Genomic DNA, 11781 nt, shown 5'->3' on the forward strand with positions numbered 1-11781 from the left:
GACGCTATCACAGCGCCATCGGAACACGGCCTTGTAAGCCAGTTCCGATGGGAAACCAAATAAAATTGGCCTTCCCATTTGAAAAGAGGCTGCGCGCGTGAGCGGGCAGCCTCTTTCGGGCGACAGTTAAAAACTGTCTTATTGCTTGGCGGCAGCCAGCTGGGCAGCAACTTCTTCAGCGAAGTTGTCGACCGGCTTCTCGATGCCGTCGCCTACTTTGTAGTAGGTGAAGGAAACGATTTCAGCACCGGCTTTCTTGGCCAGTTCGCCAACCTTGATCTCAGGGTTCTTGACGAACGCCTGCTCAACCAGGCTCGCTTCAGCCAGGAACTTGCTGATACGGCCTTTGATCATGTTTTCAACGATGTTTTCCGGCTTGCCGGCGATCTTGTCAGCGTTGAGGCTCAGGAACACGGCTTTTTCGCGTTCGATTGCGTCAGCGGAGACTTCCGATGGCAGCAGGAATTCAGGATTGCTGGCCGCTACGTGCATAGCGATGTCTTTAGCCAGCTCAACGTCGCCGCCTTTCAGGGCAACCACAACGCCGATTTTGTTGCCGTGCAGGTAGCCACCAACCACATCACCTTCGATGCGAGCCAGGCGACGGATGTTGACGTTTTCGCCAACCTTACCAACCAGTACCAGGCGATCAGCTTCTTGAGCTTCGATCAACGGCTCGACGGTGGTCAGCTTGTCGTCGAATGCTTTCTTGACGCTGGCAGCAACGAATGCCTTGAAGTCGTCCTGCAGAGCCAGGAAGTCGGTCTGCGAGTTCACTTCCAGCAGAACTGCGGCTTTACCGTCTTCAACCAGAGCGATAGCGCCTTCAGCAGCGACGTTGCCTGCTTTCTTGGCAGCCTTGATGGCGCCGGAAGCACGCATGTCATCAATGGCTTTTTCGATGTCGCCGCCGGCCTTGGTCAAGGCCTTTTTGCAATCCATCATGCCTTCGCCGGTACGCTCACGCAGTTCTTTAACCAACGCTGCAGTAATCTCTGCCATTTCAAAATCCTCTTGGATAGGTTTTCAACCATTCCACCCGATCAAACGGGCGATCAATTCTTCCCGAATCTCCGTTGTAGGCCGCTGCACGTTACAGAGCAATGATGCGCTGCCACAAGTGGGCGCCAACAAATGGTTTTCGAGGTGGCAAAAAGGGGGCCAAGCCCCCTTTTTGCTTACTGAGTCAACGCCAGGGCGTCAATTACTCAGCTGCGGCTACCGGAGCTTCTTCAACGAACTGCTCGGTACCACCAGCAACGTGGTTGCGACCACGGATTACAGCGTCAGCCATCGAACCCATGTACAGCTGGATAGCGCGGATTGCGTCATCGTTGCCTGGGATGATGTAGTCAACGCCTTCCGGGCTGCTGTTGGTATCGACTACGCCGATAACAGGGATGCCCAGCTTGTTGGCTTCGGTGATCGCGATGCGCTCGTGATCAACGTCGATAACGAACAGTGCGTCAGGCAGACCGCCCATGTCCTTGATACCACCCAGGGAACGATCGAGCTTTTCCAGGTCGCGAGTGCGCATCAGCGCCTCTTTCTTGGTCAGCTTGGCGAAAGTACCGTCTTCGGCTTGCACTTCAAGGTCACGCAGACGCTTGATGGAAGCACGGATGGTTTTGAAGTTGGTCAGCATGCCGCCCAACCAGCGGTGATCGACGTACGGCGAACCGCAACGTGCTGCTTCTTCAGCAACGATCTTGCCAGCGGAACGCTTGGTGCCGACGAACAGAATCTTGTTTTTGCCCTGGGCCAGGCGCTCTACGAAAGTCAGAGCTTCGTTGAACATTGGCAGGGTTTTTTCAAGGTTGATGATGTGGATCTTGTTACGCGCGCCGAAAATGTACTTACCCATTTTCGGGTTCCAGTAACGGGTCTGGTGACCGAAGTGCACACCGGCCTTCAGCATATCGCGCATATTGACTTGGGACATGATAGTTCCTTAATAAGTCGGGTTTGGCCTCCACGTATCCCAATGACCAACCAGCGGCATTCGCCTCCGGCACCCAGGTCATCGTGTCGACACGTGTGTGGATTTAAGCTTTGCGGGGTATCCCCGGAAAGCGGCGCATTTTATACCACACGAAGGACGAAAACGAAACCCGCAATCACATTTGGCGTCTTCCGCTTTTGCGTAAGCCTTTGAATAGAGCCAATATGCCCCCACCTTATAGAGAGAAGCGATCGTCAGACGCTCATGATTTGCCGCGCGCGTCTGTTAGAATCACGTTTTTTGGGGCTTGTGCGAATTCTGTAACCTTTTGTCGCACGCCCGTAAACCGAATTGATTTCAGCGCGTCGCGCTAGAGAGAGCCTGTATGACCGTTACCTTGAAAACCGCCGAAGACATCGCCGGCATGCGCGTTGCCGGCAAACTGGCTGCCGACGTGCTGGAAATGATTGCCGAACACGTCAAGCCTGGCGTCACCACCGAAGCCCTGGACCGCATCTGCCACGACTATATAGTCGATGTGCAAAAAGCCATTCCTGCCCCGCTCAACTACAAGGGCTTTCCCAAGTCGATCTGCACCTCGATCAACCACGTGGTCTGCCATGGCATTCCGGGTGACAAGCCGTTGAAGGACGGCGACACCCTGAACATTGACGTCACCGTGATCAAGGATGGCTATCACGGCGACACCAGCCGCATGTTCCACGTAGGTACCGTGCCGGTCTGGGCCGAACGCCTGTCCCAGGTCACCCAGGAATGCATGTACAAGGCTATCGAGATCGTGAAACCCGGCTGCCGCCTGGGCGATATCGGTGAAGTGATCCAGAAGCACGCTGAAAAGAACGGTTTCTCGGTCGTCCGCGAATTCTGTGGCCACGGCATCGGCAAGGTGTTCCATGAAGAACCGCAGATCCTGCACTACGGCCGCGCCGGTACCGGCATGGAACTGAAAGCGGGCATGACCTTCACCATCGAGCCGATGATCAACCAGGGCAAGGCCGACACCAAGGTGCTGGGCGACGGCTGGACCGCTATCACCAAGGACCGCAAGCTCTCGGCCCAGTGGGAACACACCCTGCTGGTCACCGACACCGGCTACGAGATCTTCACCTTGCGCGCAGACGACACGATCCCACGCGTTTCGGCTTGAATTGTTGCCTCGGTTTTCCCCAGCAACCCTGTGACTGACTGATAGATAGAAAGGAAAGCCGATCGATGCCCCAGGTGGATCCCGAACTCTTCGACCGTGGCCAGTTCCAGGCCGAACTGGCACTGAAGGCAAGCCCCATTGCCGCCTTCAAGAAGGCTATCCGCCAGGCCCGCGAGGTGCTCGATGAGCGCTTTCGCAGCGGCCGGGACATTCGTCGGCTGATCGAGGACCGCGCCTGGTTCGTCGACAACATCCTGCAAAAAGCCTGGGAGCAGTTCAGCTGGAGTGAAGACGCCGATATCGCCCTAGTGGCGGTTGGCGGCTATGGTCGCGGCGAACTGCACCCCTACTCCGACATCGACCTGCTGATCCTGCTGGACAGCGCCGATCATGAGATCTTTCGCGATTCCATCGAGCGTTTTCTGACGCTGCTGTGGGATATCGGCCTGGAAGTCGGCCAAAGCGTACGCTCGGTGGACGAATGCGCCGAAGAGGCTCGCGCCGACCTGACGGTTATCACCAACCTGATAGAAAGCCGCACCGTCGCGGGCCCCGAGCGCCTGCGCCAGCGCATGCTGGAAGTTACCAGCACCGCCCACATGTGGCCGAGCAAGGACTTCTTCCTGGCCAAGCGTGCCGAGCAGAAAGCCCGGCACCACAAATACAACGACACCGAATACAACCTGGAGCCCAACGTCAAAGGCTCACCGGGCGGGCTGCGGGATATCCAGACGATCCTGTGGGTTGCGCGTCGCCAATACGGCACCCTGAACCTGCGCGCGCTCGCCGGTGAAGGCTTCCTGGTAGAAAGCGAAAACGCACTGCTGGCGTCGTCCCAGGAGTTCCTGTGGAAGGTGCGCTACGCCCTGCACATGCTCGCCGGGCGCTCCGAAGACCGCTTGCTGTTCGACCATCAGCGCTCCATCGCCACCCTGCTCGGGTTTGAAGGCGAAGATGCAAAAACCAGCATCGAAAGCTTCATGCAGCAGTATTACCGGGTGGTCATGAGCATTGCCCAGCTCAGCGACCTGATCATCCAGCACTTCGAAGAGGTGATCCTGGCCCCCGAAGACGAAGCACCGCCGCAGCCGATCAACTCTCGCTTCCAGTTGCACGACGGCTACATCGAGGCGCGCAACGACAACGTGTTCCGTCGCACGCCTTTCGCCATGCTGGAAATCTTCGTGCTGATGGCCCAGCAGCCGGAAATCAAAGGCGTACGTGCCGATACCATCCGCCTGCTGCGGGAAAACCGTCACCTGATCGACGACGACTTTCGCAACGACATTCGCAACACCAGCCTGTTTATTGAGCTGTTCAAATGCAAGATCGGCATCCACCGCAACCTGCGGCGGATGAACCGTTACGGCATCCTCGGGCGTTACCTGCCGGAGTTCGGCTTTATCGTCGGGCAGATGCAGCACGACCTGTTCCACATCTACACGGTGGATGCTCACACCCTGAACCTGATCAAACACCTGCGTAAGTTGCAGTACACCCAGGTGTCAGAGAAATTCCCGCTGGCCAGTAAGCTGATGGCCAAGCTACCCAAGCCCGAGCTGATTTACCTGGCCGGCCTGTACCACGACATCGGCAAAGGCCGTCATGGTGACCACTCGGAGATCGGCGCGGTCGATGCCGAGGCGTTCTGCCAGCGCCATCAACTGCCACTGTGGGACAGCCGCCTGATCGTCTGGCTGGTGCAGAACCACTTGGTGATGTCAACGACCGCGCAACGCAAGGACTTGTCCGACCCGCAGGTGATCCACGATTTCGCCGGAATCGTCGGCGATGAAACCCGTCTCGACTATCTCTATGTGCTGACCGTCTCCGACATCAACGCCACCAACCCGACCCTGTGGAACTCCTGGCGCGCCAGCCTGCTGCGCCAGCTCTACACCGAGACCAAGCGCGCACTGCGCCGTGGCCTGGAAAACCCGGTGGACCGCGAAGAGCAGATCCGCCGCACCCAAAGCGCGGCCCTGGATATCCTCGTGCGCGGCGGCAATGACCCGGATGATGTCGAGCAGCTGTGGTCGCAACTGGGTGACGATTACTTCCTGCGTCATACCGCAGGTGACGTGGCCTGGCACAGTGATGCGATCCTGCAGCAGCCGGCCGATGGCGGCCCGCTGGTGCTGATCAAGGAAACCACTCAGCGCGAATTCGAGGGCGGCACGCAGATCTTCATCTACGCGCCCGACCAGCACGACTTCTTCGCCGTGACGGTGGCCGCCATGGACCAGCTCAACTTGAACATCCATGACGCTCGGGTCATCACCTCGAGCAGCCAGTTCACCCTCGACACCTACATCGTGCTTGATACCGAAGGCGACTCGATTGGCGACAACCCGGTGCGCGTGAAAAAGATCCGCGAAGGCCTCACCGAAGCCCTGCGCAACCCGGACGACTACCCGACCATCATCCAGCGCCGGGTGCCGCGCCAGCTCAAGCACTTCGCCTTTGCGCCCCAGGTGACCATTTCAAACGACGCCCAGCGCCCAGTGACGGTGCTGGAACTCAGCGCACCGGATCGCCCAGGCTTGCTGGCGCGAATCGGGGGGATCTTCCTGGAGTTCGACCTTTCGTTGCAAAACGCCAAGATCGCGACCCTCGGCGAGCGCGTGGAAGACGTGTTCTTCATTACCGATGCCGACAACCAGCCATTGTCCGACCCGGAGCTGTGCCGGCGTTTACAGGAAGCTATCGTGCAGCAATTGAGCGTGACCCAGGAACCCGGTGTCGAGCTGTCCAGACTGACAATATGAACACTCAATTTCACTGTATGGGCGGGCTTGTGTGGGAGCGGGCTTGCTCGCGAATGCGGTGGTTCAGTCGACATCTACAGTGACTGACATCCCGCTTTCGCGAGCAAGCCCGCTCCCACATTTGAATTGCTTTGCCTGACAGACCGCATGCTTTCAACCGAATTTGACGAGATTTGCGATGAACAACGCCCTGAACCAACTGCAGCCCTACCCGTTCGAGAAACTGCGCGCCCTGCTCGGTAGCGTCACGCCGAACCCGAGCAAACGTCCGATCGCACTGTCCATCGGCGAGCCTAAGCACAAATCCCCGGCATTCGTGGCCGAAGCGCTGAGCAACAACCTCGACCAGATGGCCGTATACCCGACCACCCTGGGCATCCCGGCGCTGCGCGAGGCCATCGGCGCCTGGTGCGAACGCCGCTTCAACGTGCCCAACGGCTGGCTGGACCCGGCGCGCAATATCCTGCCGGTCAACGGCACCCGCGAGGCGCTGTTTGCCTTCACCCAAACCGTGGTCAATCGCGGTGAAGATGCGCTGGTGGTGAGCCCGAACCCTTTCTATCAGATCTACGAAGGCGCGGCGTTCCTGGCCGGGGCCAAGCCGCACTACCTGCCGTGCCTTGACGCCAACGGCTTCAACCCGGATTTCGACGCCGTGTCGCCGGACGTCTGGAAACGCTGCCAGATCCTGTTCCTGTGCTCCCCGGGCAACCCGACCGGCGCGCTGATCCCGGTAGAAACACTGAAAAAACTCATCGCCCTGGCCGACGAGTACGACTTCGTGATCGCCGCCGACGAGTGCTACAGCGAGCTGTACTTCGACGAACAAACCCCGCCGCCGGGCCTGCTGAGCGCCTGCGTCGAACTGGGCCGCCAGGACTTCAAGCGCTGCGTGGTGTTCCACAGCCTGTCCAAGCGCTCCAACCTGCCGGGCCTGCGCTCCGGTTTTGTCGCCGGCGACGCCGACATCCTCAAGGCTTTCCTGCTGTACCGCACCTACCACGGCTGCGCGATGCCAGTGCAAACGCAGCTGGCAAGCATTGCCGCCTGGCAGGACGAAGCGCACGTGCAGGCCAACCGTGACCTGTACCGGGAAAAGTTCGACGCTGTACTGGCGATTCTCAAGCCGGTAATGGATGTACAAAACCCGGACGGCGGTTTCTACCTGTGGCCGAATATCGAAGGTGATGACGCGGCGTTTTGCCGGGACTTGTTCGTGGAAGAACACGTGACCGTCGTGCCGGGCTCGTACCTGTCGCGTGAAGTCGATGGTTTCAACCCAGGCGCAGGGCGCGTGCGCATGGCACTGGTTGCGCCACTGGCCGAGTGTGTAGAAGCCGCCGAACGGATTCGCGACTTTATCCAGCGCCGCGGTTGATACACGTGCCGCCTCCGCACCGTGGAGGCGGCCACTACAGACTCATCCGGTAAACCAAAATCTGGAACAGAAACCCGTAAAAGCCCCACCCAAGCTGATCTGACTTAAACGCTTCGGTGAAAACCCATGACGCTTCCTATCCCGCCCCATTTCGCCCCTGCCTATGCGCTGCACGACACTGCTGCCGACCCCATCGAAACCCCGCACCCCGCCCTCATCAGAAATAAACGCGGCGTAGCCGACCCCGACAAAACATGGCCTCAACATTCAGTCTTGAACATTTCTTTGTTGAACATGACGCAATAACAAAAGAAGTGGGTAAAGCACAACATTAATCAGTGGGCTCCCCACACCAATCTCTATTTCAAATTTGTTGATACCCCCAACGGCGACATCAGAATCATCGCGAACAATGACACCAGCAACGCATGGTCAAAGATTGGCACAGATGCCAAAAAGGTAGCGCAGCCGACGCCCACAATGAGCATTGGCTTTAAAGGCTCGCCGGCGAATATCGCGGCCAGGGTCCAGCATGAGTTCGGCCACGCCCTGGGTTTGAAACATGAACACCAGCACCCTGATCAACCATTGGAATTCAATAATCAAACCATTTACGACGATTATGAATCGTGGGGGAAATTCCAATGGCAAGCCGATCACAACATCATCCAGAAACTCCCGCACGATAAAGTAAAGGTCTCGCCCTATGATAAGACCTCCATCATGCACTACGGATTTCCTGCCTCATGGCTCAGCAACGGCAACCCCATCCCTTCCAGCACACACCTGTCTGAAGGCGATAAGCGCTTCATACAGTCACTCTACCCAACGGATAATTCATTTTTCGGAAAGCTCCTCAACACCTCGATCCGGGCGATGATCAACGCCTGAATTATTTAATACTGCCCAAGTTCGCCTCACTCATATCCAAGTCCGCCAATACTTCCCGCAGTACATCATCACCAATCTGGTGATGACGGCTCAGGCTGTACAACTCCAAGCGCTGGGCGCGCAGGGCCTTGAGCCGCAATTTGCGCTCCAACTGGTCCATCTGCTGCGCCAGCGCCTGGGCTTCGGCGGAGTCGTTGAACAGTTCGACGCCGTGCTGGCGATTCTAAAGCCGGTACTGGATGTGCAAAACCCGGACGGAGGCTACCTGTGGCCGAAAGTGAATGGCGACGATGCAGCGTTCTGCCTGGACTTGTTCGTTGAAGAACACGTGACCGTGGTGCCAGGTTCATACCTGTCGCGAGAAGTGGACGGTTTTAACTCAGGCGCCGGGCGCGTGGAGGCGGCCGAGCGGATTCGCGCGTTTATCACACGCAACCGATAACGCAGCACACGCCTGCACTCTGCAATGGGGTGCAGCCAGACAACCACCTTGGCGAGGGCTTTCAGTCGCTGCCAATGGAACTAAATATTTTGAATCAACCAACAAGGAAAGCCGTAATTGAATTGACCCTTTTACTGACTACGCCCCAGGTGAAATTGATGATCAACAAGCCCGTGCTCACTGCATACACACCCTCCGCATTTCCGATTTCCGACATAGAACCACCGGCATCAATCAGGCATACACGCGGCATCGCAAGCACGCGAGACTTATGGCCACAGCACTCGACCATTACCATCTCACTGTTCGACATGCCGGAAAAAGCAAAAGACTACGTAAAGAAAAATATAAACCTTTGGCAGCCGCATACAAATCTGAAATTCAAGTTCATTGAAACCAATGACGGTGATATTAGAATATCCGGAAAAAAAGATGGGACTGACAGTCATTCAGCCGTGGGCACGCAAGCACAACGACTTCCAAAAGACTCACCCACGATGCACATTGACCTAGAACAAACGGCCGACATGTTGAACCAAACAATACGCCATGAATTTGGTCATGCACTGGGGCTGGAGCATGAACACCAACATCCGGACCACACTATAAACTGGGACAAAGACAGGTGGTACGAAGAGGGTGTGAGACTTGGACTTTCAAAAGCAGAAATTGATCATAACGTTCTAAACCCCTTTGACCCCGACCTCACGACCCGTTCCGCGTACGACCCAAAATCAATCATGCACTATAAAACGCCAGCATGGGTCACCACGGATGGATATGAAGTCCCCTTTAACGAAGAACTATCAGAAGGCGATAAAGCATTCATGATGTCTATTTACCCACCTGAAAAGTCGGCAACAGCCTAATCCGTAATTCGCTGCTCCCCACTTGCAAGGCGGCGCCCTCCGGTCTGCTTCGGCAACGGCGCAGCCCTCCGCTACTTCTGCATACCAAGACTCGCTTCGCTCATATCCAGGTCCGCCAACACCTCACGCAGTACATCATCACCAATCTGGTGATGGCGGCTCAGGCTGTACAACTCCAAGCGCTGCGCGCGCAGGGCCTTGAGCCGCAATTTGCGCTCCAACTGGTCCATCTGCTGCGCCAGCGCCTGGGCTTCGGCGGAGTCGTTGAACACTTCCAATTGATGGCGATATTCCGACATTAGCCGCGCCTTGAGCTCAGCGGCCAGCGCGGCCTGGGCGGCGTCCGGGGTTTCGGTTTCTGCAGGCTCCTCGGCTTCAAGGGCATGGATTGCGGCCACGGCGGTCTTTTTCCACGCCTCGCGCACTTCGTTGTGGCGCTTTTCATCGGGGCTCTGTTCGATGCCGCGCAACAGCAACGGCAAGGCGATACAGGCGGCGACCAGCGATAGCAGAATCACGCCGGCAGCGATGAAAATCAGCAGGTCACGCTCGGGAAAGTCCTGCCCCGGCGCCAGCAGCAAAGGCACCGACATCACACCCGCCAGGGTCACCGCCCCGCGCACACCACCGACGGTCAGCAGCCAGCAGGAACGGGCGGTCGGCACCAGGGTCAGCTCGCTTTTGCCGCGAAGCCGCCGCAGCAGGCCTGACAATCGCCAGATGCTCTGCACCCAGATAAAACGCAGCACCACCAGCACCAGGAAGATCGCCACGACCTCCATGCAGCGATACAACAAGGCGGGCCACAGCGTCGGCTCATGGCTGACCACGGCCTTGATGATGTCCGGCAGTTGCAGGCCCAACAGCAGGAAAATCAGCCCATTGAACGCAAACTCCAGCAGCGACCAGACGCTGCGATTGAGCAAGCGCGTGCTGGTCTGGCGTGGCAACAGATCGAGCCAGCTTTGCATCATGCCCGCCGCCACTGCGGAGAGAATGCCCGAGGCGCCCAGGCGCTCAGCCAATACATACGCGGCAAACGGCAGCAGCAACATGAACACCACGTGAGTGGCCGGGTCGTCCCAGCCACGCGCGATCATCCATGTACGTAGCCGGCCGACCAGCCAGCTCAGCGCTACACCCACCGCCAGGCCACCCACGGCAACCAGCACGAAGGTCAGGCTGGCATCCGCCAGGGAGAACACGCCGGTCAATGCCGCCGCGAGGGCGAACTTGAAGGTCACCAGGCCCGAGGCATCATTCATCAACGCTTCGCCCTGAAGCATGTGCATCAGCGGCTTGGGCAAACGATTTTGGGCAATGGCCGACACCGCCACAGCATCCGTCGGTGATAAAACAGCTGCGAGGGCGAAGGCCACTGGCAACGGGATCGTAGGCAAAATCCAATGAATGAAGTAGCCAGCGCCGACCACGGTGAACAGCACCAACCCCACCGCCAACGTCAGAATCGGGCCGCGCAATCGCCACAACTCGCGCTTGGGCATGCGCCAGCCATCGGAGAACAACAATGGCGGCAAGAACAGAAACAGGAACAGTTCGGGGTCCAGCGCCACATGCAGCCCCAACGTAGGCCAGGCCAACAAGGCGCCCGCAGTGATCTGCACCAAGGGTAAAGGCAGAGGGATCACACGCCCGACAAGACGCGAAACACTGACCAGCATCAGTAGGATAAGAACGGTATAAGCGGTTTGCATCACGCGGGTTTCCCGGACAATCGACTTGCAACGACACACATCAGGCAACAACTGGCCGTTGAAGTGCCATATTACCCGGCTATGTTACCTGCCTATGCTGCGCGCTGGCTTTTGCACAAAAGTCGCACGATGCTGACCAGCGGCACCCAAATGCTCTAGGCATGGCATAATCCGTGACCTTTCGTTTTCCATTGGCCCAAAGGGGGGCAATTCCTTGACCGTTTCAAGCAAAACGTTGCACCTTTTCGGCATCAAAGCCTGCGACACCATGAAAAAGGCCCGCACCTGGCTCGATGAGCACGCTGTGAGCTATGAGTTCCACGACTACAAAACGGCCGGTATCGACCGCGAACACTTGACCCAATGGTGCAACGAGCACGGTTGGCAGGTGGTTTTGAACCGTGCGGGCACCACCTTTCGCAAACTCGAAGACGAACGCAAAGCCGATCTCGATCAGTCGAAAGCCATTGAATTGATGCTCGCACAACCCTCGATGATCAAGCGCCCGGTGCTTGATCTCGGTGACAGAACCCTGATTGGCTTCAAGCCAGATAGTTATTCGGCAGCCCTCAAGTAGGCCAGCCTTCCATTTTTGTAGAGGTAACAGC

At 57.7% G+C, this 11781-nt stretch carries 9 protein-coding genes and 2 pseudogenes; 7 read left to right on the plus strand and 4 right to left on the minus strand.

The window, feature by feature from the left end:
- Positions 1 to 138 precede the first annotated feature (138 nt).
- Positions 139 to 1002 carry a translation elongation factor Ts gene (gene tsf, locus ACDZ94_RS18235; RefSeq protein ID WP_058412423.1) on the minus strand — a complete coding sequence of 288 codons (864 nt, stop codon included), beginning with the start codon at positions 1000 to 1002 and terminating at the stop codon, positions 139 to 141.
- A gap of 202 nt (positions 1003 to 1204) precedes the next feature.
- Positions 1205 to 1942: a 30S ribosomal protein S2 gene (rpsB, locus tag ACDZ94_RS18240; RefSeq protein WP_003219330.1), complete on the minus strand. Its 738-nt coding sequence runs from the start codon at positions 1940 to 1942 to the stop codon at positions 1205 to 1207.
- Between the two features lie 385 nt (positions 1943 to 2327).
- On the opposite strand from rpsB, the gene map reads away from it, so the two are divergent.
- From map to ACDZ94_RS18260, 4 genes are all read left to right on the plus strand, one after another.
- Positions 2328 to 3110, plus strand: coding sequence for a type I methionyl aminopeptidase (gene map / locus ACDZ94_RS18245; protein ID WP_053254735.1), 783 nt, complete (start codon positions 2328 to 2330; stop codon positions 3108 to 3110).
- A 65-nt stretch (positions 3111 to 3175) separates the two neighbouring features.
- The gene (locus tag ACDZ94_RS18250; RefSeq protein WP_432750557.1) at positions 3176 to 5878 is read left to right on the plus strand and encodes a [protein-PII] uridylyltransferase; all 2703 of its coding nucleotides are present in this window, start codon (positions 3176 to 3178) and stop codon (positions 5876 to 5878) included.
- A gap of 178 nt (positions 5879 to 6056) precedes the next feature.
- Entirely contained in the window at positions 6057 to 7256 is a 1200-nt protein-coding gene (dapC, locus tag ACDZ94_RS18255) for a succinyldiaminopimelate transaminase (protein ID WP_064451150.1), read from the plus strand.
- 330 nt (positions 7257 to 7586) lie between these two features.
- A complete protein-coding gene (locus ACDZ94_RS18260) occupies positions 7587 to 8147 on the plus strand; it encodes a M12 family metallopeptidase (RefSeq protein WP_432751520.1) in 561 nt (186 codons plus the stop codon).
- 1 nt (position 8148) lies between these two features.
- On the opposite strand, the pseudogene ACDZ94_RS18265 reads toward ACDZ94_RS18260, so the two are convergent.
- Positions 8149 to 8364 (minus strand): annotated as a pseudogene (locus ACDZ94_RS18265) (Na+/H+ antiporter); the annotation flags it as partial.
- Between ACDZ94_RS18265 and ACDZ94_RS18270 the strand changes: the two are divergent.
- Both ACDZ94_RS18270 and ACDZ94_RS18275 read left to right on the plus strand, forming a co-directional pair.
- Positions 8344 to 8589 (plus strand): annotated as a pseudogene (locus ACDZ94_RS18270) (succinyldiaminopimelate transaminase); the annotation flags it as partial. The pseudogenes ACDZ94_RS18265 and ACDZ94_RS18270 overlap by 21 nt on opposite strands.
- Positions 8590 to 8747: 158 nt before the next feature.
- Positions 8748 to 9458, plus strand: coding sequence for a M12 family metallopeptidase (locus ACDZ94_RS18275; protein WP_262667223.1), 711 nt, complete (start codon positions 8748 to 8750; stop codon positions 9456 to 9458).
- 71 nt (positions 9459 to 9529) lie between these two features.
- Here the strand turns inward: ACDZ94_RS18275 and ACDZ94_RS18280 are convergent, their stop codons facing one another.
- Positions 9530 to 11173, minus strand: coding sequence for a Na+/H+ antiporter (locus tag ACDZ94_RS18280; protein ID WP_432750558.1), 1644 nt, complete (start codon positions 11171 to 11173; stop codon positions 9530 to 9532).
- A 268-nt stretch (positions 11174 to 11441) separates the two neighbouring features.
- Here ACDZ94_RS18280 and ACDZ94_RS18285 point away from each other — a divergent pair, with 268 nt between their 5' ends.
- Positions 11442 to 11750 (plus strand): arsenate reductase, encoded by a 309-nt coding sequence (locus tag ACDZ94_RS18285; protein WP_231982825.1) that lies wholly within the window; start codon positions 11442 to 11444, stop codon positions 11748 to 11750.
- Positions 11751 to 11781: the final 31 nt, after the last annotated feature.

The organism is Pseudomonas sp. UBT (assembly GCF_050915955.1).
GTDB classification, from domain to species: Bacteria; Pseudomonadota; Gammaproteobacteria; order Pseudomonadales; family Pseudomonadaceae; genus Aquipseudomonas; species Aquipseudomonas antarctica_A.